Origin of the sequence: Rhodococcus sp. IEGM1339 (assembly GCF_050321925.1) — a bacterium.
Classification (GTDB): Bacteria; Actinomycetota; Actinomycetes; order Mycobacteriales; family Mycobacteriaceae; genus Rhodococcus; species Rhodococcus pyridinivorans.
Map to the genome: position 1 here is coordinate 104,643 of NZ_JBNQFT010000003.1, position 21,264 is coordinate 125,906.

17 protein-coding genes and 2 riboswitches are annotated in these 21,264 nt (G+C 69.2%); of the genes, 7 read left to right on the forward strand and 10 right to left on the reverse strand.

The genetic code is table 11. The features are described from left to right. The first annotated feature begins 3 nt into the window (after positions 1 to 3). Both ACQR3U_RS05085 and ACQR3U_RS05090 read left to right on the forward strand, forming a co-directional pair. Positions 4 to 1,482 (forward strand): cobyric acid synthase, encoded by a 1,479-nt coding sequence (locus ACQR3U_RS05085; RefSeq protein ID WP_006552980.1) that lies wholly within the window; start codon positions 4 to 6, stop codon positions 1,480 to 1,482. Further along, a complete protein-coding gene (locus ACQR3U_RS05090) occupies positions 1,479 to 2,309 on the forward strand; it encodes a cobalt-precorrin-6A reductase (protein ID WP_230809877.1) in 831 nt (276 codons plus the stop codon). The genes ACQR3U_RS05085 and ACQR3U_RS05090 overlap by 4 nt, the downstream gene beginning before the upstream one ends. On the opposite strand, the gene ACQR3U_RS05095 is transcribed toward ACQR3U_RS05090, so the two are convergent. Together ACQR3U_RS05095 and ACQR3U_RS05100 are read right to left on the reverse strand one after the other, a co-directional pair. Beyond that, positions 2,212 to 2,760, reverse strand: a complete 549-nt coding sequence (locus tag ACQR3U_RS05095) for a hypothetical protein (protein ID WP_230809878.1) — start codon at positions 2,758 to 2,760, stop codon at positions 2,212 to 2,214. The two genes, ACQR3U_RS05090 and ACQR3U_RS05095, sit on opposite strands and share 98 nt — an antisense overlap. A 121-nt stretch (positions 2,761 to 2,881) precedes the next feature. Beyond that, positions 2,882 to 3,403, reverse strand: coding sequence for an Rv2732c family membrane protein (locus tag ACQR3U_RS05100; protein WP_230809879.1), 522 nt, complete (start codon positions 3,401 to 3,403; stop codon positions 2,882 to 2,884). Between the two features lie 102 nt (positions 3,404 to 3,505). On the opposite strand from ACQR3U_RS05100, the gene ACQR3U_RS05105 reads away from it, so the two are divergent. Continuing rightward, entirely contained in the window at positions 3,506 to 4,207 is a 702-nt protein-coding gene (locus ACQR3U_RS05105) for a haloacid dehalogenase type II (RefSeq protein WP_269065339.1), read from the forward strand. A 185-nt stretch (positions 4,208 to 4,392) separates the two neighbouring features. Here ACQR3U_RS05105 and ACQR3U_RS05110 read toward each other — a convergent pair whose 3' ends face one another. From ACQR3U_RS05110 to ACQR3U_RS05125, 4 genes are read right to left on the reverse strand one after another with little or no spacing between them, the layout of a single operon-like run. Beyond that, positions 4,393 to 5,310, reverse strand: coding sequence for a cobalamin biosynthesis protein (locus ACQR3U_RS05110; RefSeq protein ID WP_230809881.1), 918 nt, complete (start codon positions 5,308 to 5,310; stop codon positions 4,393 to 4,395). Then, on the reverse strand, positions 5,307 to 7,682 hold the full coding sequence (locus tag ACQR3U_RS05115) for a cobyrinate a,c-diamide synthase (RefSeq protein ID WP_230809882.1): 2,376 nt from the start codon (positions 7,680 to 7,682) through the stop codon (positions 5,307 to 5,309). The genes ACQR3U_RS05110 and ACQR3U_RS05115 overlap by 4 nt, the downstream gene beginning before the upstream one ends. Beyond that, positions 7,679 to 8,293 carry a cob(I)yrinic acid a,c-diamide adenosyltransferase gene (cobO, locus tag ACQR3U_RS05120; RefSeq protein WP_024101878.1) on the reverse strand — a complete coding sequence of 205 codons (615 nt, stop codon included), beginning with the start codon at positions 8,291 to 8,293 and terminating at the stop codon, positions 7,679 to 7,681. Before cobO ends, ACQR3U_RS05115 begins: the two co-directional genes overlap by 4 nt. Beyond that, positions 8,293 to 10,185 carry a VWA domain-containing protein gene (locus ACQR3U_RS05125; protein ID WP_231781709.1) on the reverse strand — a complete coding sequence of 631 codons (1,893 nt, stop codon included), beginning with the start codon at positions 10,183 to 10,185 and terminating at the stop codon, positions 8,293 to 8,295. The genes cobO and ACQR3U_RS05125 overlap by 1 nt, the downstream gene beginning before the upstream one ends. A 23-nt stretch (positions 10,186 to 10,208) precedes the next feature. After that, positions 10,209 to 10,404, reverse strand: a riboswitch (cobalamin riboswitch). A 41-nt stretch (positions 10,405 to 10,445) separates the two neighbouring features. On the opposite strand from ACQR3U_RS05125, the gene ACQR3U_RS05130 reads away from it, so the two are divergent. Continuing rightward, positions 10,446 to 11,666, forward strand: coding sequence for a bifunctional cobalt-precorrin-7 (C(5))-methyltransferase/cobalt-precorrin-6B (C(15))-methyltransferase (locus ACQR3U_RS05130; protein ID WP_006552971.1), 1,221 nt, complete (start codon positions 10,446 to 10,448; stop codon positions 11,664 to 11,666). Next, positions 11,663 to 12,424, forward strand: coding sequence for a cobalt-precorrin-4/precorrin-4 C(11)-methyltransferase (locus tag ACQR3U_RS05135; RefSeq protein ID WP_230809884.1), 762 nt, complete (start codon positions 11,663 to 11,665; stop codon positions 12,422 to 12,424). Before ACQR3U_RS05130 ends, ACQR3U_RS05135 begins: the two co-directional genes overlap by 4 nt. Positions 12,425 to 12,526: 102 nt before the next feature. Here ACQR3U_RS05135 and ACQR3U_RS05140 read toward each other — a convergent pair whose 3' ends face one another. From ACQR3U_RS05140 to ACQR3U_RS05150, 3 genes are read right to left on the reverse strand one after another with little or no spacing between them, the layout of a single operon-like run. Beyond that, positions 12,527 to 14,083: a precorrin-2 C(20)-methyltransferase gene (locus ACQR3U_RS05140; RefSeq protein ID WP_230809885.1), complete on the reverse strand. Its 1,557-nt coding sequence runs from the start codon at positions 14,081 to 14,083 to the stop codon at positions 12,527 to 12,529. Continuing rightward, a complete protein-coding gene (locus tag ACQR3U_RS05145) occupies positions 14,080 to 14,730 on the reverse strand; it encodes a precorrin-8X methylmutase (protein WP_230809886.1) in 651 nt (216 codons plus the stop codon). Before ACQR3U_RS05145 ends, ACQR3U_RS05140 begins: the two co-directional genes overlap by 4 nt. After that, entirely contained in the window at positions 14,727 to 15,815 is a 1,089-nt protein-coding gene (locus ACQR3U_RS05150) for a cobalamin biosynthesis protein CobG (protein WP_308251501.1), read from the reverse strand. Before ACQR3U_RS05150 ends, ACQR3U_RS05145 begins: the two co-directional genes overlap by 4 nt. 19 nt (positions 15,816 to 15,834) lie before the next feature. Then, positions 15,835 to 16,027: riboswitch (cobalamin riboswitch) on the forward strand. A gap of 53 nt (positions 16,028 to 16,080) precedes the next feature. On the opposite strand from ACQR3U_RS05150, the gene cobN reads away from it, so the two are divergent. Both cobN and cobF read left to right on the forward strand, forming a co-directional pair. Next, positions 16,081 to 19,692: a cobaltochelatase subunit CobN gene (gene cobN, locus ACQR3U_RS05155; RefSeq protein WP_230809888.1), complete on the forward strand. Its 3,612-nt coding sequence runs from the start codon at positions 16,081 to 16,083 to the stop codon at positions 19,690 to 19,692. After that, positions 19,689 to 20,435, forward strand: coding sequence for a precorrin-6A synthase (deacetylating) (gene cobF, locus ACQR3U_RS05160; protein ID WP_230809889.1), 747 nt, complete (start codon positions 19,689 to 19,691; stop codon positions 20,433 to 20,435). The genes cobN and cobF overlap by 4 nt, the downstream gene beginning before the upstream one ends. On the opposite strand, the gene ACQR3U_RS05165 is transcribed toward cobF, so the two are convergent. Further along, entirely contained in the window at positions 20,418 to 21,209 is a 792-nt protein-coding gene (locus ACQR3U_RS05165; protein WP_039585524.1) for a class I SAM-dependent methyltransferase, read from the reverse strand. The genes cobF and ACQR3U_RS05165 overlap by 18 nt on opposite strands. Positions 21,210 to 21,264: the final 55 nt, after the last annotated feature.

Here is a 21,264-nt window from a genome sequence, read left to right on the forward strand (position 1 = left end):
GGCATGGGTTCGGGTCTGCTCGTCGCCGGAACGACCTCGGATGCAGGAAAATCCGTGGTCGTCACCGGGATCTGCCGATCCTTGGCGCGGCGCGGCCTGAAGGTCGCGCCGTTCAAGGCGCAGAACATGTCGAACAACTCGATGGTGACGAGCGAGGGCGCGGAGATCGGGCGCGCCCAGTGGATCCAGGCAGTGGCTGCCCGTGCGATCCCCGAGGCCGCGATGAACCCGGTGCTGCTCAAGCCCGGCGACGACCGGCGCAGCCACGTCGTGGTTCTCGGGCGGCCGGCCGGAGCGCTGGAGGCGGGTGAGTTCGCCGGTGGACGAAAGCATCTCGCCGACGCGGCATTCGGTGCCTTCGACGACCTCCGGCGTAGATTCGACGTGGTGGTGTGCGAAGGTGCCGGGAGCGCGGCCGAGATCAATCTGCGCGACCACGACTATGTGAACATGGGTCTGGCGCAACATGGTTCGATGCCGACCGTCGTGGTCGGCGACATCGACCGCGGTGGTGTGTTCGCCTCGATGTACGGGACGCTGGCCCTGCTCGACGCCGCGGATCAGCAGTTGATCCGCGGCTTCGTGATCAACAAGTTCCGCGGCGACGTCTCGCTCCTGAAGCCCGGACTCGACTCGCTCGAACGGCTCACCGGCCGCCCGGTGCTCGGCGTGCTGCCATGGCAACGCGACCTGTGGCTCGACTCGGAGGATTCACTCGCCCTCACCTCCCGTCCCGCACACGATGGTGACGGCGCACTGAGCATCGCCGTCGTGATGCTGCCGCGGGTCAGCAACTTCACCGATGTCGACGCGTTGTGCCTCGAACCGGACGTGCGGGTCCGCTTCGTCGACGACCCGCGAGCGCTCGCCGGCGCCGACGTCGTGATCGTGCCCGGAACACGCGCGACCCTCGCGGATCTCGCGTGGCTGCGCTCGCGAGGACTCGACACCGCGATCGTCGACCACGTCCGCCGAGGTGGACCGGTCCTCGGTATCTGCGGCGGCTTCCAGATGCTCGGCACGCGCATCGACGACCCGCACGGCGTCGAGGGTGTTCCCGGCGCAAGCGCGGCGGGTCTCGGGTTGCTCCCGGCCCGAACCGAGTTCGGACACGAGAAGGTCCTCCGATTGCCGAGGGGGTCAGCGTTGGATGCGGCTGCCTCCGGATACGAGATCCATCACGGACGCGTCACCGTCGACGGTGGCACCGAATTCCTCGGTGGCACCCGGGAGGGTTCGGTGTTCGGCACCATGTGGCACGGCGCCCTCGAAGGGGACGCGTTGCGCTGGGCGTGGTTACGCGAGGTCGCTGCGGTGGTGGGCCGCGAGATCCGCACCGGGGAAGTGAGTTTCCCGGCCGCACGCGAGGTCCGCATCGAGGCGCTCGCGGACCTCGTCGACGAGCATCTCGACATGGACGCTCTGCTCACCATGCTCTCCGACGAGCGAACCCTGCCCGTGCTGAGGGGAACCTTGCGGTGACGGTCCTCATCCTCGGTGGGACGGGGGAAGCCCGTTCCCTCGCCGCGGCATTGGACGACGCGGACATCGCGTTCGAATCCTCCCTGGCAGGCCGGGTCCGCAATCCACGCCTGCCCGTCGGTCCGGTGCGCATCGGAGGGTTCGGCGGAGCGGACGGTCTCGTCCGGTACCTGACCGAGCGCGGTATCCGAGCCGTCGTCGACGCCACCCATCCGTTCGCCGCGGGCATCAGCGCGAACGCCGCCGCGGCATGCGCCGCCGCGAACGTGCCACTGGTGCGCCTGCAACGACCGGGCTGGCACGACGCGCACGGCCGGTGGACGTGGGGCGACGACCACGACGGCGCCGCGCACGTCGCCGCGACCGGCCGGAGGATCTTCCTCAGCACCGGACGGCAGACACTCGACCGCTTCGTCGGACCGCTCGCCACGCACGACGTGCTCGTCCGCGTCGTCGATCCACTGACGACCGAACTGCCACCGAGCTGGTCGGTGCTGCTCGGACGCGGCCCCTACACGGCGAGTGACGAACGGAAGCTGCTGCTCGACAACGGGATCGATACTCTCGTCACGAAGGATTCGGGTGGTTCGCTCACCCGAGGCAAACTCGACGCCGCCGATGAACTGGGCGTGCGCGTGATCGTCATACGCCGCCCGCCCACACCCCGCGGTGTCGCCACGGTGGAGACCGTGACGGTAGCGCGGGAATGGGTCCTCCGGGTGGCGGAGGTCAGACCTGCGGACCTTCGGAACGCAGATCGTCGACCTTCTCCATCGCTTCGCGCAGTTCCCGGAGCCACTGCTCCGAGTGCTGCCCCACGAGCCTGACGGTCCACTTCAGTGCGTCCGAACGGGACCGCGCGACACCGGCGTCGACGAGGGTGTCGAGCACCTTCCGTTCGGGTTGGCGCAGTCGCGTCATGACCGGGACGGCGAGGTGGGTGAACAGGTCGGTCCGGTCGCCGACCGTCACGCCCCAGGCCACCTTGCGGCCGTAGCGGGCCTCGGCCTCGTCGGCGATGCGCGTCCGGTCGGCGCGCGTGGTCTCGCGGAATCGAGCGATGCGTCCGTCGATCTCGGTGTCGCTCGTGCCGTCGGGTACCCCGAGGGGGCCGACGACGAAGATCTCTTCTCTGTCGATCTCGATGTCGGGCGGTCCGGTGAACCAGTCGTCGGGGAGCCTGCCGGCGAACCACTCGGCGGCATCGCTCGCGTCGGGGACGTCTGCCTGTTGCCAGCCGCCCGGTCGTCCGAATCCGTGGATGTGTGAATGTCGCATGATGTCCTCCTCGGGACGCGACCCGGTGCGTGTCGCACCGATCAACCTGTGCGCGTTGCACTGATTACGGTGTTGCACCGCAAGCGTGTCGTGCACCACTGTCGAGCGGCGAACGGTGCGGTCAGCGACCGTTCCGGGGAGTCAGAACTCCGGAGGTGACCGGAGGGGCGCTGCGCAGGGGAGCGGTGGAGAGCACGACGGGTAACCACACCGCGGTGGATGCCATCACCGCGCCCCAGCACAGATACAGGCCGACGTGCGGTGCGTGAGGGGTGTGGGCGACCATCCCGGCCTGCGACCAGACGGCGAACAGTCCGACCATCGACGCCGCCCCCGAACCGAGCATCGCGAGCATTGCGGCACCCCACCGGCGGCGGAGCAATGCGACGAGCGGTACGAGGATGCCGAACACCACCACGAAGACGTCGAAGACACGGAGGGGAAGGGTTGCGGCCTCGGAGTCCCAGCGCAGAAGGGTCGTCAGGGACGTCACTGAAGTGGCCTGGGGAAGCAGCAGACCCATGACCAGCAGCGCGACGCACCCGGCCAGGATCCGGACCCGCGAGCGGCCGACGACCACCTCACCGGCGACGCGGTGTTCGATGCGATCGAGATCGTGACGGAGTTCCGCCAGGTCGTCCATGGTGCACCCCCGGAGCGCGGCGACGCTTCGGTCCCAGTATGCGACGCGGGTCACATCGGCGTGCGGGTTCGGAAAAGCAGTTTCGGGCAGGCGCGATCGGGCATGCTCCAAGGCGTGAGCCGATATGACGCGTACATCTTCGACGTGCAGGGCACGCTGATGGACTTCTACAGCCCGGTCACCCGGGCGGTGGCCCATGCGCTCGGACCCGACGCCGATCCGGCGACCGTGGGCGACCTGGTGCGGGCCTGGAGGAGCGACTACTACGAACGCATCCTCCGTCTCGACCAGTCGGTGGAGAAGTGGTATCGCGTGCAGGACTCCTACGTCGACGGACTCGGCGACGTGTGCGAGCAGTTCGGGATCGACCTTCCCAAGGACGTACGCGTCGAGACGGCGCGGGCCTGGCAACGCCTCGAGGCATGGCCGGACGTGCGGCCCGGGCTGAACGAACTCCGTTCGCAGGCAGTGGTGGCGACACTGTCCAATACGGACATGGCCACGATGATCGCGCTCTTCCGCGACCAGCAGCTCGAGGCCGATGCCATCCTCACGGCCGAACTGTTCGGCGCCTTCAAACCCGAACGTTTCCTGTACGAGCGCACCTGCCGGTATCTGGGCGTCGATCCCTTCCGGGCCGCGATGGTCGCGTCGCATCCCTACGATCTGCGGGCCGCCCGCGAAGTCGGACTGAACACCGTCTTCGTGTACCGGCCGCTCGAGAACGGCCGCGTCGAGGACTCGGTCGACGACACCGAGGGGGAGTTCGACCACCGCATCGAGGACCTGCGGGACATTCCGTGACAGGTTGTCGGCCGTGGACGCCGACGTGTTGTCGGAGTTGACGCGACCGACTCGGCGTGGCGCAGTGCGCCATGTTCGTCGCGTACAGCAACCGGAGTTACGTTTCGGGCAGAACGAACACGAATTCACCCCGGAATTTCACCCTCGGCCGGAATTCCCGTCGTGGCTGGGTAGTATCGGGGAGGCTATCGACGGACGAGGGCGACCGCGATGGCGGTCGCCACGGCTCCGAGTCCGACCTTGGAGGCGAGTCGCGCGGTACGGCCGATATCTTCCGGGGCCGGCGCGGGTCCGTCGCCGAGCGTGCCGCGATCCTCGACCACACCGTGATAGACGTTCGAGCCGCCGAGCCGGATCCCGAGAGCACCGGCGAACACCGCTTCGACCGGACCGGCATTCGGACTCGGATGCCGACGGGCGTCCCGGCGCCACGCCCGGACCGCGCCCCGGCCGTCGTCACCGAGTGCGACAGCCAGCAGGGCGGTGAGGCGAGCGGGGACGAGATTGAGCAGGTCGTCGAACCGGGCCGAGGCCCAGCCGAACCGTTCGAGCCGCGGCGTGCGGTGACCGACGCGCGCGTCCAGGGTGTTCGCGGCGCGGTACCCGAGCAGGCCGGCCGGACCGAGGACCGCACCCCACCACAGCGGGGCGACGACGGCGTCGGAGGTGTTCTCGGCGACCGACTCGATCGTGGCGCGCGCGATCCCGTTCTCGTCGAGCCGAGACGGGTCGCGGCCCACCAGGTGGGTCACCTGTTGCCGCGCCGCGGCGAGATCGCCGTCGCGGAGTTGGGCGTCGATCGTCCGGGCCTCGAATCCGAGGGAGCGGCCGCCGAGCACGGTCCAGGTGGTCAGCGCCGTGACCGCCACCGCCGGCACCGGACGACCGCGGGTCGCGTGGTCGGCGACGTATCCCAGCGCTCCGGCAGAGCCGACCAGCAGCGAGGTGAACACCACCCCGGCAACGCGGTGGTCGGCATACAGCCGGCCCTCGGCGGCGCGCGCCAACTTCCCGAAGCCGCTCACGGGATGCCACCGCTGCGGGTCGCCGACGAGTTGGTCGGCGGCGTAGCCGAGCGCCAGTCCGAGTGCCCTGTGCTTCACAGGATCGTTCTCCACGCCTCGACGAGCGTTGCCGTGGTCGCCGCGTCGCGCACCGCGATCCGTACCCAGTCGTCACCGAGGCCGGGGAAGGTGTCGCCGCGACGCAGCGCGAAGCCCTTCTCCCGCAATCTCTCCCGCGTTCCCTCTGGCGTTTCCGCCAGCACGAACGGGGCTGTCGCGGGGGAGACCACGTGGATTCCGAGTCCGGTGAGGGCGTCGACGAGAACCTTCCTGTCGCCGGCGATCTCCTGTGCGATCACCTCGGTCTCGCGTACTGCGTCACCGGATGCGCACGCGATCATCGCGGCCCCTGCGGGAGTGGACACCGACCAGGGTGGTTGCTGCGCGGCGAAATCCGCGAGCACTGCGGCGTCGCCGACCACGTATCCGGCGCGCAGACCCGGGATCGCCCACGTCTTGGTGAGCGACCTCAGCACCACGAGTCCCGGAACGAGCTGTCCCGTCAACGATTCGGTTTCGCCGGGAACGGCGTCCATGAACGCCTCGTCGACCACGACCACCCGTCCCGGTCGGGTCAGTGCCAGGAGCGTGTCGGCCGGGTGCAGGACCGAGGTGGGATTCGTCGGATTGCCGACGATGACCAGGTCGGCATCCTCCGGGACCGCACCCGGATCGAGGACGAACCCGTCATCGCAGCGCAACACGACCCGCGTGACACGATGTCCGGCGGCCAACAGTGCGGCCTCCGGTTCGGTGAACTGCGGGTGCACCACCACCGGCTTCCGCCACGCCCGTGCCCGAGCGATCAATGTGAACGCCTCGGCACCTCCGGCGGTCGGGAGGACCTCGTCGACGCTGCGGCCGTGACGATCGGCGAGGGCGGTGCGTGCATCGCTCGGGTCGGGATACCGGGCGAGATCGTCCAGCGATGCACGCAGGGCGTCGTCGAGCCATGCCGGTCGCGGGCGGCGCGAGACGTTGACGGCGAGGTCGACCAGCCCCTCGGTCGCGTCGCGGTCGCCGTGATGGTGCAGGTCGGGTTCGGGTGTTCGACGACGCGCAGGTGCCGAGGTGGGTTCGGGGGCGGGATCCGCCGACCGTGCGGCGTCTGCGAAACGTCGCGCGAGATCGGGATGTCCGGCCCAGTGCGTGTGCAGGTACGACGCGTGCACGCTCGCGGTGGCGATGCCGTCCGGCCGGCCGTCGAGCAGCCACGCGGGAGACGAGCCGGAATCGATCACGGTGCGGTGGAACTCGTGACCGGTGACGCGGGTGCCGGCGGGGGCGAGCAGGGTGTCCTGCGGTGCGATCGCGGTGCGGTAACCGAGGGTCAGGCGCGGGGTCATCCGTGCCACCGTGTCGAAGGCGCCGACCATCTCGTGCCCGTCGACCTCGCGCCCCAGATAGAGCAGACCGGCGCACTCGGCGACGGTCGGAACTCCCGCCGCGATCGCCGCACGCAGATGCGCGCGCAGGGGGAGGTTTGCGGCGAGGTCGGCGGCATGTACCTCGGGGAACCCGCCGCCGAGGTAGATGCCCGCGGTGCCGGTGGGCAGTCGTTCGTCGCGCAGGGGATCGAAGGTCACCGATCGGCATCCGTGTGCGCGCAGCAGTTCCTCGGTCTCGGTGTAGCGGAAGGTGAAAGCGCGGCCTCCGGCGACGGCGATCACCGGTCCGTCCTCGGTGGGCGTGCCCGGTGACCACGGCGTCGCCGACAGAGCGGGCGCTGCCGAGGCGATACCGAGGATCTCGGTGAGATCGATGCGCTCGGCGATCCGCGCGGCGAGACGATCCACCTGCGCGGTCGCCTCGTCGCGCTCCTCGGCGGGCACCAGGCCGAGATGGCGCGAGGGGACGGTGACGCCGTCGTCGCGACCGAGCACACCGAGCACCGGGATACCGGTCGGTTCGAGTGCGCGGATCACCTCGTCCGAATGTCGCTGCGATCCGGTCTTGTTCAGGATCACGCCGGCGATCCGCGTGCCGCGGTCGTAGGACGCCATGCCGTGCACGATCGCCGCGATCGACCGGGAGGCGTGCGAGACGTCGACGACGAGGACCACCGGTGCGGACAGCAGGGCCGCGGTGTGGGCGGTAGACGCGTACCCGTCGGTGCCGATCATCCCGTCGTACAACCCCATGACCCCTTCGATCACGGCGATGTCCGCACCGGCGGCGCCGTGCAGGAAGAGAGGAGCGACGAGGTCCTCGCCGACGAGGTGCGGGTCGAGGTTGCGGCCCGGTCGGCCGGTGGCGAGCGAGTGGTAGCCGGGATCGATGTAGTCGGGACCGATCTTGTGCCCCGACACGATGTGGCCGGCGCGACGCAGTGCCGCCATGAGGCCCGTGGCGACGGTGGTCTTCCCGTGCCCGGATGCCGGTGCGGCGACGACGACGCGTGGAACCCTCACCACTCGATTCCTCGCTGGCCCTTCTGTCCCGCATCCATCGGATGTTTGACCTTCGTCATCTCCGTCACCAGGTCGGCGACCTCGACGAGTTTCGGGTGCGCACGCCGCCCCGTGATCATGACGTGCTGGTGTCCCGGCCGTGAGGTCAGCGTATCGACGACCTCGTCGATGTCGACCCAGCCCCAGGCGATCGGATAGGTGAACTCGTCCAGTACGTACAGGCCGTGCTGCTCCGCGGTGAGACGTCGCTGGATCTCACGCCACCCGGCGAGCGCATCGGCGGCATGGTCCTCCTCGGTGCCTTCCTTGCGCGACCACGACCAGCCGGAACCCATCTTGTGCCACTCGATCGGCCCCCCGGTGCCGCGCTCGGCGTGCAGATCGGCGAGGGTTTCGAAGGCGGTCTGCTCGCCGAGTCGCCACTTGGCGGACTTGACGAACTGGAAGACGGCGACCGACCAGCCCTGGTTCCAGCCACGCAGTGCGAGGCCGAATGCGGCTGTGGACTTTCCTTTTCCGTCGCCGGTGTTGATCATCAACAGCGGCCGGTTGCGGCGCTGCCGGGTGGTGAGACCGTCGGCGGGGACGACGGTGGGTTGTCCCTTCGGCATCAGGCGGCCCTCTCCCGGACGATTCCGGTCAAAGCGTCGGCATCGACCTCACCGACCGGCACATACTCGGCGCCGAGGCGTTCGGCGAGACGGGCCGCGAGACCCATCCGGAATCGGCCCGTCTCGGAATCGACCACCACGGAGGAGATTCCCTGTGCAGCGATGACGTCCGCGGCGTCGAGCGAGCGCTGCACAGCGTCCGGTCCGGCGGTGGCGCGACCGTCGGTGACCACGACGAGCAGGGCGCGTCGACGCGGATCCCGCAGGGAATGACGCCGAAGGGTGGTGGCCGCTTCGATCAACCCCTCCGCCAGCGGGGTCCGCCCACCCGCGGGAAGTTCTCGCAGCCGTGCGGCAGCCACGTCCACCGAATTCGTCGGCGGGAGTGCGACGGTCGCGCCGGTGCCGCGGAAGGTCACGAGTCCGACGGTGTCGCGACGGCGGTAGGCGTCGAGCAGCAGCGACAGGACAGCGGTCTTGACCTGCACCATCCGGTTGCGTGCTGCCATCGACCCGGATGCGTCGACGCAGAGCAGGACGAGATTGGTCTCGCGGCCTTCGATGATCTTGCGGCGCACCTGCAGACCCCGATCGGTGAAGGCGGACGCGCGGATCGTGGCGGGCAGATGAACCGGGCCGGTGTCGCCGCGGCGACTACCCACGGTACGGCCGATTGTGGTGACCGCCCGCGACCGGCGACCGGCCGCCCCGCGCCCGACCCGATCGACGGAGAACACCCTGGCGCGAAAAGGATCCGTCGCCGACGCCAGGCTGGTGGACGACCGATCACCCGAACCGGAGGACGTCTCCGCCGCCGAGTCGTCGGGTGCGCTCTCGCCACCACCGGGATCGTCGTCGGGGCCAGGATCCGGATCGTCTCCACCGAGAAGTTCGTCGAGCAGATCGTCGCTGCTGGTGGGGGCGTCGAAGGGGTTGCGGCGCCGACGGTGTGGCAGGGCGAGTCGGGCCGCTGCCGCGATGTCCTCGCGTGTCACCTCGAGCCGGTCGTGCCAGGCCGCGTGTGCGATCGCCGTGCGGGCGGTGACCAGGTCGGCGCGCATGCCGTCCACGTCGAACGCCGCGCACACCTCGGCGATCGAGACCAATGCGTCGTCGCTCAGTGCGACCTGCGGGACGAGTTCGCGGGCGGAGGCGACTCGCCGCGACCACTCTGCGTCCCGAGCCGCCCATCGCGCGGTGAACCCGGCCGGGTCGGCGTCGAAGGCCATCCGCCGCCGCACGATCTCGGCGCGCATGTGCGGGTCGCGGGGCGCGGTCACGTCCACGGCGAGTCCGAAGCGGTCGAGCAACTGCGGGCGAAGCTCACCCTCCTCGGGATTCATCGTTCCGACCAGTACGAATCGGGAGGCGTGCTCGACGGAGACCCCGTCGCGTTCGACGGTCGAGCGGCCCATCGCCGCGGCGTCGAGCAGCAGGTCGACCAGGTGGTCGTGCAGGAGGTTGACCTCGTCGACGTACAGCACGCCGCGATGGGCCAGTGCCAGAAGACCGGGTTCGTATTCGGCCGTGCGGTCGGCCAGTGCCTTGCCGAGATGCAACGCTCCGGTGACGCGATCCTCCGCCGCGCCGACGGGTAGTTCCACCAGCCGGACCGGCCGGACATGCGAGGCCGCACCGGGCGGATGGGGGCCGTCCGGGCAGGACGGATCGGGGGCGTCCGGATCGCACGAGAACCGGCACCCGTCCACGACGGTGACCGGGGGCAACAGTGCGGCGTGGGCACGCACCGTCGTCGATTTCGCGGTGCCCTTCTCGCCACGCACCAGCACACCGCCGATCGTCGGCGACACCGCACACAGGGTCAGGGCCAGCGCGAGGTCGTCGGAACCGACCACCGCACCGAACGGATACACGTGCACTTCGACCTCCACAGGCTCCCGCTGGGATGTTTTTCGCGGCAAGCTGTTCGAAGGCCGGTATTCGGACTTCCCGGTCGGACGCCGTGCGATCGCCTTCCCGGACCGGACGGTCCAGTGGCTGCGCGGATGCGCGTGATCGACGACTCCCGGGTCACCGCAGCGGGCCTGTGCCGGATTCTCACCGGCTTCCCGATTATCCCCGTGAGGGGCACCTTCGATTGCCTTGCCACGGCCGAGTCTAGGCCATGGCGCGTGGGCTATGGTTCACCGCCATGGGACCGATACGACAGACGACAGGCATCACCGTTGTCGGAATCGGGGCGGACGGATGGTCCGGTGTGCCGTCCACCGTCCGGGAGCGGATTCTCGCGGCCGAGGTCCTGCTCGGCGGCCGGCGCCACCTCGACCTGGTTCCCGCCGGCACAGCGGTGCGCGAGGAGTGGCCGTCGCCGCTCCTGTCCGGGCTCGACGACCTCCTCGACCGGCACGCCGGCAAGGACGTCGTCGCGCTCGCATCCGGTGATCCGCTGGTCTCCGGGATCGGCACCACGCTGATCCGACGCCTCGGAGGCGACGCCGTGGAGGTGATCCCGGCGATCTCGTCGGTGGCACTTGCCCGTGCACGCATGGGCTGGTCCGCGGAGGAGTGCGAGACGATCACCGTCGTGGGTCGCGAGATCGATGCTCTGCGCAGAGTTCTGACGCGCGGACGCAAACTCGTCGTCCTCGTCGACGGTGCACGTGTCGCGGATGTTGCGACGCTCCTGGAGGCCGCCGGTTTCGGGAACTCACGGGTCGCGGTGTTGTCGCATCTCGGTGCTGCGGACGAGTCCCGGATCGATGCGAAGGCGGCCCATCTGACCGATACGGGCGTCCGGTCTCTGAGTCTGATGTGCGTCGAGGTCGACGGCCCCGCCGGGTTGTCGGTGCTGCCCGGTCTCGACGACTCCCTGTTCGAGCACGACGGGCAGCTCAGCAAGCGGACCGTACGCCTCGCGGCGGTGTGCGCACTCGCACCGCGACCGGGCGAGTTGCTGTGGGACGTCGGTGCGGGAGCCGGGTCCGTCGGAATCGAATGGGCGCGAACCGATCCGCGCTGTCGTACTCTCGCGATCGAGAAGGACGAACGGCGCGCCGGCGCGATCGAACGCAATGCCGCCGCGTTGGGTGTGCCGTCGATCGTGCGCATCGTCCGAGGTGCTGCACCTGCCGCGCTCGTCGGACTCCCGGTGCCCGACGCGATCTTCGTCGGCGGAGGAGGAAGTCGCGAGGGTGTGCTCGACACGTGTTGGGACGCATTGCCTCCCGGCGGTCGGCTCGTCGCGCACGCGGTGACGCTGGAGACCGAGGCCGTCCTGGTGCAGTGGTGGAAGACGCACGGCGGTGAACTCACCCGTCTGTCCGTCGAACACGCAGATCCCATAGGAACATTCACCGGCTGGCGTGCGCAGCGACCGGTCGTGCAATGGAGCGCAGTGAAAGGCGAACGATGACCGTCCATTTCGTAGGATCCGGACCCGGAGCGGCCGACCTGCTCACACTGCGAGCGGTGAATCTGCTGAGCGAGGTCCCGGTCGTGCTGTACGCCGGTACCTATCTCGATGCCGACACGCTCTCGCACTGCCGTGACGACGCCGAACTGGTCGACACGCAACACCTGGACCTCGACGAGATCACCGCGCATCTCGTCGACGCGCACCGGCGCGGGCTCGACGCCGTGCGGCTGTGCTCCGGCGACCCGTCGCTGTACTCGGCGCTCACTGAGCAGACGCGACGGCTCGACGCCGCGGGCGTGCCGTGGGACGTCACACCCGGTGTGCCCGCCTACGCCGCGGCCGCGGCGGCACTCGGTACCGAGCTGACGGTCCCCGAACTCGTGCAGACGGTCGTGCTGACCCGCACGCAGGCCCGATCGACGGCGATGCCCGACAGCGAGGCTCTGGCGCGGGTCGCAGGAATCCGGGCGAGTCTCGTCCTGCACCTGGCGATCACCCGCATCCGCGTCCTTGCCGAAGAACTCACTGCCGAATACGGCGCCGATTGCCCCGTCGCGGTGGTCGCGTTCGCGTCGCGACCGAACCAGGTCGTGCTGCGCGGCACCCTCGCCGACATCGCCGACGGTGTCGAGGCGACGGGACTGAAGCACACTGCGGTGATCGTCGTCGGACACGCTCTCGGCGTGCGTGAACGGCCGGATGTGGCCTGTTCACACCTCTACGACCCTTCCCGCGAGCGCGCCGGTCTCGGATAGCTCCATCCTCGCGCGCCGAACCGGGGTTCGCCCCGGTTGCAACAGTGGCGAACCCCGGTTCACCGCGCGAACCTGTTGACAACCCGCGGGTGAACACCGCAGTCAAACGGTTGTCGAGGATCCCGAATGGCGACCGTCGACCGACCGTTTCGTCCACACCGCACCCGAAGGCATCACGAAGGTGCCCGCAGCGCCGACGATGAGCAGGCACTTCATGTCGATGCTCGCCGGATCGAGCTTCTCGAGCGTCGTGACCTCGAGCGACTCGCCGGACCGTCCCACATCGCGCCCGATCACGACGACGGTGTCGGCCGGACGATGCTTCAGCAGTACCGTTTTCGCGTCTGCGACCTGCGTCGTCCGAGACCGCGACGCCGGGTTGTAGATGCCCAGGACGAGATCGGCCTCGGACACCGCTGCCAGCCGCTTCTCGATCACGTCCCACGGCTTGAGTCGATGCGACAGGCTCATCACCGCGAAGTCACCACCGATCGGGGCGCCGGCCCGCGCTGCCACGGCCTGCACCGCGGAGACACCCGGCAGGACGCGAATGGGTACGGACGCGTACTTCTCGTCCTGCGCGGCCTCGAAAACCGCCGACGCCATGCCGAACACTCCGGCGTCACCACCGGAGACCACGGCGACCTTCTCGCCGGACAGGGCGAGATCGAGCGCGAATCGCGCGCGGTCCACCTCCACGGTGTTGCCACTCGAATGCCGGTGCAGCCCGGTGCGAACCGGAACGCGGTCGACGTACGGTCCGTAGCCGACGACGTGATCGACCTGTGTGAGCGCGTCCGCCGCTTCGGGTGTCAGCCACTTCTCGTCGGCCGGTCCCAACCCGACGACGAGCAGTTCGTTCGCCTCCGGATGTGTCGTCTCGGCCGAGACGGACGGCCGCGAGCGGTCGGCGACCGCCCGATTCCTCGGGGAGCGGTCACCGGCGGTGAGAATCACCGAGAAGTACGGCACCGCGTCGGCGTCGACCTCGGCGACCGGCAGGATGCGTTGCCGATCCATCGACGCGCGTTCGACATAGACGGCGTCGTCGAGGCGACCGGATTGGGCGAGAGCCTCGCGCACAGCGGGAAACGTCCTGCCCAGCTTCATGATTGCCGCACCGTCGGTGTCGGCGAGCCGTCGTGCGAGCTCCGGGGCGGGGAGTGTGCCGGGCAGGATGGTGAGGACGTCGGTGCGGCGCACCATCGGCTCGGCGGCCGCGGCAGAGGCGGCGGACACCGAGGTCACGCCCGGCACCACTTCCGTCGGGTATCGCGGAGCGAGCCGATCGTGCAGGTACATGTACGAGCCGTAGAACAGAGGGTCGCCCTCGCAGAGCACGACGACGGTGCGTCCCGCGTCGAGGTGGACGGCCAACCGGGCGGCGGACTCGTCATAGAAATCGGCGATCGCACCGTCGTAACCACCCGGGTGCTCGGTGGTGCCCGTCGTCACCGGGTACACCAGCAGTTCCTCGATCACGCCGTCCGGGATCAGGTCGGCGGCGATCGACCGGGCGATGGATCGGCCGTGCGTGCCGGAGTAGTAGGCGAGGACGTCGGCCTCGGCGATCAGCCGCGCGGCCTTGCGTGTGATGAGTTCGGGATCGCCGGGGCCGAGACCCACGCCGTAGAACCTGCCGGACACCATCTCGCTCATTCCTTCTCCTGCGCAAGTGCGTTGATCGCGGACGACGCCATCGCCGACCCGCCGCGGCGTCCCCGGACCACCAGATGGGGTATCTGCAGCCGATGGTCGAGCAGCGCCTCCTTCGACTCCGCGGCGCCGATGAAGCCGACGGGAACACCGACGATAGCCGCCGGTCGCGGGGCGCCGTCGTCGAGCATCTCGAGCAGGTGGAACAGGGCGGTCGGGGCATTGCCGATCGCAACGACAGCCCCCTCGAGGCGGTCGGCCCACAGTGACACCGCCGCCGCGGAGCGGGTCGTGCCCCAACGTTCGGCGAGTTCGGGGACACGCGGGTCGGCGAGCAGACACATCACGTCGTTGTCGGCAGGCAGGCGCGTGCGGGTGACCCCGGAGGCCACCATGTTCGCATCCGTGAGGATCGGAGCACCTGAGTTCAGTGCAGTGCGCGCGGCCGGAACAAGATCGGGATGGATGACGAGGTCCCGTGCCAGATCGGTCTGTCCGCTTGCATGGATCATCCGGACCGCGACCTTCTCCGCACTCGCAGGAATCGCGGACAGATCCGACTCGCTGCGGATCGTCGCGAACGACCGGACGTAGATCGCGGTGCCGTCGGTGACGTAGTCGTACCGACGCGGGGGAGGTCGAAGGGTCACGGGGTGCTCCTGGCAAGAACGACGCGGTGAGGCGAGTGTGGTGCGCCGCAGACGCGCTCGCATCCGGCGACGTGAATTCGGGAATCGGTGGTATTTCCGGCGACGATCCGGCGAGCCAGCGCTCGGGTGTCACCTTCGGCGAGGCTACACCCGGGCGCTCCCGTGCACGCTGTCACCCGCTGCCACGCCGAATCCGGGGCCGTCTCGAAGCCGGTCTCGCGAAGCGCGAGGAGATCCGACCCGGACGGGAGTATCAGGCCGCGCCAGGGCGTGACGACCACACCTCGATCGGGCAGCGCAGCAACCATGGCGGGGGTGAGGATTCCCAGGGGGACCAGCACCGACACCGCATCGCCGAGCACGCCGTACGGCATCGTGAAGGCCGGTGGCTGCGGAGCGGGATCGGTGCCACCGAGTTCCGCTCCCGTACGCGGGAGTTGACGCACGTGCCACACCGACTCGCGAATCTCGACGAACCGGCGGGCCTGGCGCAGGAGCATCTCGGGAACCTTAGTGAGCCGCACCGTCGGCCCGTCGAGTCCACCCACGACGATCCGTGCCGTCCCGCCGCCGAGCGCGACCGCGGTGAGATCGCACCGCAGCGTCACCACGTCGCCGCGGCCGTCGTCGAGGCCGAACAGGAACCGGCCGGGCAGATCGGCGAGGACCGGATCGGCGCACAGTCCGGCGTCGAGATCGCGGACGAGAGGTCGGACGTCGGTGAGTCCACCCACGAGTCCCGACAGCGGCGACGCGACGATGTTCCGCACCCGTTCGTGGCTCGCCGAGGGCAGCAGCCCGGCCGCCGTGACGGCGTCGGCCAGTCCCGTGGGGACGGCACCGCACTCGTCGAGGTCGATACCTCTGAGCTGCAGGTTCCCTCGCGACGTCAGGTGGACGTCGCCGTCGGCGTAGGTGATCGACGTGTCCGACAGTGCTCGGAGCGCCCTGTCGGGCACCTGCCCTCCGGGCACGCGCAGCCGCACCAGTGCGCCGTCCGCCGCGACATGTGGGCGAAGGATTCCGGGGCACCGATCGGGACGGAAAGGGGGTGGCAGAGCATCCACAGACGCACATGGTTGCACACCTTTCCGGCCGGGTGCGCTACTCTCGGCTTGCCGTGGTGCTCGGGAAGCCGGTGGGAAACCGGCGCGGCCCTCGCCACTGTGAGCGGATAGTTGCTCGCCCTCGTCCGTACCGGTCCGCCGGTGTGGAGGCCACTGGATCTCATCCGGGAAGGTCGGCGCAGCAGCGGTGACCCGTCAGCCAGGAGACCGGCCACGGCACGTGAGGTCCACGAGGGTTTTGGAGACTGAACATGGCTGTACGCCTGTGTTTTCGGGTTGCGTCGTGACGCGCCTGACTTTGTTGTCGACGTCCGACACCGACCTGCTGTCGGCACGGTCGAGCGGTGCCGACTGGGTGCTCGGCAACCCGTCGCGCCTCGACGTGCCCACCGAACTTCCCGCGCTGCTCGACGGTTCCGGCCTGGTCGTCGTGCGGATACTGGGTTCCGCACGCAGCTGGCGGGACGGACTCGACACCGTGCTGGCCACCGGGGTGCCGGTCGTCGTCCTGGGCGGTGAACAAACACCCGACGCCGAACTCATGGAGTATTCGACGGTTCCGATCGGCGTTGCGGCCGAGGCACATCGCTATCTCGCGCACGGCGGACCTACCAATCTCGACCAGTTGCACGCCTTCCTGACCGACACCGTGCTGCTCGGCGGTGAAGGCTTCGAACCGCCCGCCGAACTGCCCGAATGGGGCGTGCTCGACCGGCCTGCGAGGCCGGCGGGCGAAGAGTTGCCCCGCGTGGGCGTGTTGTTCTACCGCGCCCACCACACCAGCGGAAACGTGCAGTTCGCGCACGATCTCGCCGACGCGATCGACGCGACCGGCAGGGCCCGCGGCGTCGTGATCCACTGCGCCTCGTTGCGGGGAGCGTCCGAGGATCTGCTCGCCGAACTCGGCACCCTGGATGCGCTCGTCGTGACGGTGCTCGCGGCCGGCGGAACGAAGCCCGCCACCGTGAGCGCGGGAGGTGAGGACGAGGCGTGGGACGTCGGGGCGCTCGCTGCGCTCGACATCCCGATCCTGCAGGCGCTCTGCCTGACCTGGAGCCGCGATGCCTGGGCGGAGTCCGACGACGGTGTTTCACCGCTGGATTCGGCCACCCAGATCGCAGTGCCCGAATTCGACGGCCGCATCATCACGGTGCCGTTCTCGTTCAAGGAACTCGACGCCGACGGACTGCCCCGCTACGTCACCGACCCGGAACGATGCCGCCGTGTGGCCGGTATCGCGGTCGCGCACGCACGACTGCGACACGTACCGCCGCCGCAGCGCCGGATAGCCATCATGCTGTCCGCCTACCCCACCAAGCATTCTCGCGTCGGCAACGCCGTCGGTCTCGACACCCCGGTGTCGGCGATCCACATGCTGCGCGCCCTGCGCGATGCCGGATACGACCTCGGCGACGGCTTCCCCGGCATGGACGTCGAGGACGACACCGAAGCCGGTAACACCCTCATCCACGCCCTGATCGATGCGGGCGGTCAGGACGAGGAGTGGCTCACCGCCGATCAGGTCGCCGGAAACCCGGTGCGGGTGAGCACATCCGACTATCTGGCATGGACGAAGGACCTGCCTGCCGAGCTCACCGACGCGATGAGCGAGGCGTGGGGCCCGGCGCCCGGGTCGCTGTTCGTCGACGGCAGCGGTGGCGACAAGGCGATCGTGCTGGCGACCCTGCAGGCCGGCAACGTGGTGCTGATGATCCAGCCGCCCCGGGGATTCGGCGAGAATCCGGTGGCAATCTACCACGATCCCGACATGGCGCCGTCGCACCATTACCTCGCCGCGTACAAGTGGATCGAACACGGCTTCGGTGCCGATGCCGTGGTTCACCTGGGCAAACACGGTTCGATGGAATGGCTGCCCGGAAAGAACGCGGGCCTGTCCGCGGCGTGCGCGACCGACGCGGCCATCGGCAATCTGCCGCTGATCTATCCGTTCCTCGTCAACGATCCGGGTGAAGGTGCGCAGGCCAAGCGCCGTGCCCATGCGATCATCGTCGATCACCTGATCCCGCCGATGGCGCGCGCCGAATCGTACGGCGACATCGCTCGTTTGGAGCAACTGCTCGACGAGTACTCCAACATCGCCGCGATGGACCCGGCGAAACTGCCCGCGATCCGCGCGCAGATCTGGACGTTGATCCAGGCGGCGAAACTCGATCACGATCTCGGGCTCGACGACCGCCCGCACGACGCCGAGTTCGACGACTTCCTGCTGCACGTCGATGGATGGTTGTGCGAGGTCAAGGACGCGCAGATCCGCGACGGCCTGCACGTTCTCGGTGCCGCACCGGTCGGGGAGGCACGGGTGAATCTGGTGCTGTCGATCCTGCGTGCCGCCCAGATATGGGGTGGCAAGAGTAACGCCGTCCCTGGATTGCGCACCGCGCTGGGACTGAAGCCCGACGCCCCGCTGACCGAGGTCGACGGAATCGAGAACATCGCACGGGCGCTCGTGCAGGCCATGGAGGACGACGACTGGAACACCGGGTCGGCCGCGCGCGTTGTCGAATCCGTTCTCGGCCATATCGATTCCGAGGTCGCGCGGGTGCTCACCTTCGCTGCCGACGAAGTGGTTCCCCGGCTCGCGGGCACGACTGCCGAGCTCGACGCCGTGCTCCACGCGCTCGACGGCGGGTACGTCCCGGCCGGCCCGTCCGGTTCACCCTTGCGTGGACTGGTCAACGTGCTGCCGACCGGGCGCAACTTCTACACCGTCGACCCGAAGGCCGTCCCGAGCCGCCTCGCATACGACACCGGTGTCGCGTTGGCGGACAACCTGATCGAGCGATATCTCGCCGACACGGGCGAGTACCCGCAGTCGGTCGGTCTGTCGGTGTGGGGGACCTCGGCGATGCGCACCGCCGGCGACGACATCGCCGAGGTGCTCGCGCTCATCGGCGTGCGTCCGGAATGGGACGCCGAGTCGCGTCGGGTTCGCGAACTGACCGTGCTCCCGCTCGAGGAACTCGGCCGGCCCCGCATCGACGTCACGGTCCGCATCTCGGGTTTCTTCCGCGATGCGTTCCCGCACGTCATCGGGATGCTCGACGACGCGATCCGCATGGTCGCCGCCCTCGACGAACCCGACGAGCAGAACTTCGTGCGAGCCCATGCTCGGCGGGACGAAGCCGAACACGGCGACGCCGACCGTGCGGTGCGGCGCATCTTCGGATCGAAGCCCGGCTCGTACGGTGCCGGCATCCTGCAGCTCATCGACTCCGGGAACTGGCGCACCGACGCCGATCTCGCCGAGGTCTACACCGCGTGGGGTGGCTTCGCCTACGGGCGTGGGTTGCACGGTGTTCCGGCCGCCGACGACATGCGTGCGAACTACCGGCGGATCGCGGTGGCGGCGAAGAACACCGACACTCGCGAACACGACATCGCCGATTCGGACGACTACTTCCAGTACCACGGCGGCATGGTCGCAACGGTGCGAGCGCTGACGGGCACCGACCCGAAGGCGTACATCGGCGACTCCACCACCCCCGATGCGGTGCGCACCCGATCACTGGCGGAGGAGACTGCACGGGTGTTCCGCGCCCGGGTCGTCAACCCGCGGTGGATCGGTGCGATGCGGCGGCACGGCTACAAGGGCGCCTTCGAACTCGCCGCCACCGTCGACTACCTGTTCGGCTACGACGCCACCGCAGGTGTCGTCGAGGACTGGATGTACGAGTCGCTTGCCCAGAACTACGCGCTCGACCCCGCGAACCAGCAGTTCCTCCGCGAAGCGAATCCGTGGGCGTTGCGCGGCATCGTCGAACGACTCACAGAGGCGGCCGATCGTGGGTTGTGGTCCGAGCCCGATCCGGAGACGGTGAACAGGCTGCAGCAGGCCTATCTCGACGTCGAGGGCGATCTCGAGGACCGGGGGTGAGAGTTCGGCTCATCGGGATCGGCCCCGGCGGATCGGACGATCTCACGGTCGCGGCGGTGCACGCCCTCGAGAGCGTCGACGTCTTCCTCGTACCCGACAAGAAGCGGGGCGTGGACGATCTCGTGGCGGTCCGCGAGGAGGTCCTGCGCCGCCACACCTCCGGTGCGCATCGGGTGATCGTGGTGCCCGACCCGCCCCGGGACCGTAACCCGGCGCACTACGGCGACGAGGTACGCGACTGGCACGCCGCCCGCGCCGAGGCCTACGAGACCGTTCTGCTCGACCGGATCGGAGACGACGAGACCGTCGGCTTCCTGGTCTGGGGCGATCCGAGCCTGTACGACAGCACGATCCGTGTCGTCGAACGCATCCTCGAACGCGGGAGGGTGCGGTTCGACTACGACATCGTCCCCGGGGTCAGCAGCGTGCAACTGCTCGCGGCCCGACATCGTCTCGTGCTCAACACCATCGGCGGGCCGATCACCGTCACGACCGGTCGCAGGCTGGTGCAGGACGTCGCAGCGGGTGCGTCGAACATCGTGGTGATGCTCGACGGCGGCCTCGCCTGCGCGGACCTCGACGGGGCCTGGAACATCTGGTGGGGTGCGAATCTGGGGACCGACGACGAAGAACTCGTCGCCGGCCCGCTCGCCGAGGTGCTCCCGGCGATCCGGGAGGCTCGTGCCCGGGCCAAGGGGGTCCGAGGCTGGGTGATGGACACCTATCTACTCCGACGAGGATGAGTTCGGGTCGCCCGGAACCGTTCCCCGCGCGTACCAGGCGCGGGCGTCGAGCGAGAACGGTCCCGACGGAAGAGCATCACGACAGGCGTCACGTACTGCAGCGCGGTGCCTTTCGGGCATCGACACCAGGTGCCGCCCGGCCGGTCCTACGCCGAACGTGAAGGGCTCCCAGAAGTCGGAGAAATCGGCGTAGTCCACGCGTGCGGACAGGGCGCCACCGATCACGTCGTCCAGACCGGCACGGCGGAACCGCTCGGCGATGTCGCCCTCGGTGGTACCGGCCAACCTCGTCTCACCCGGAGACCCGGGCTCGACCGTTCCCACCGCGGCCCAGAAGATGCGGAGCATCGTCATCCCGCCGGCCGTGGTGTCCCACATGCATGCGGCGACGGTGCCGCCCGGGCGGGTCACCCGCACCATCTCGCGCACGCCCACTTCGGGATCGTTCATGAATCCGAGGACCAGCGACGCCAGGGTGACGTCGAACGTTCCGTCCGGCCACGGCAGATTCTCGGCCACCCCGACGCGAACGTCGATCTCCGGTGCTATCTGCCGGCACGCCGCTGCGAACTGGGGAGCCGGGTCGATCGCCGCGACGTTCGCTGCGCCGACCCGGCCGACCAGTTCACGGGTCAGCCCACCCGGCCCGCAGCCCACGTCGCAGACCCGATGCCCGGCCCTCACCTCGCTCGCGTCCGCCAAGGCGGGCGCGAGCGTCGCTGCGTAACGGCCCATGAAACGGTTGTACTGTTCGGCCGGTCCGGCGAACTGCATATGCCCAACATATCGGCCCGATCGGTGGCCTCGTGGCGGTTCACATCGTCCTGAT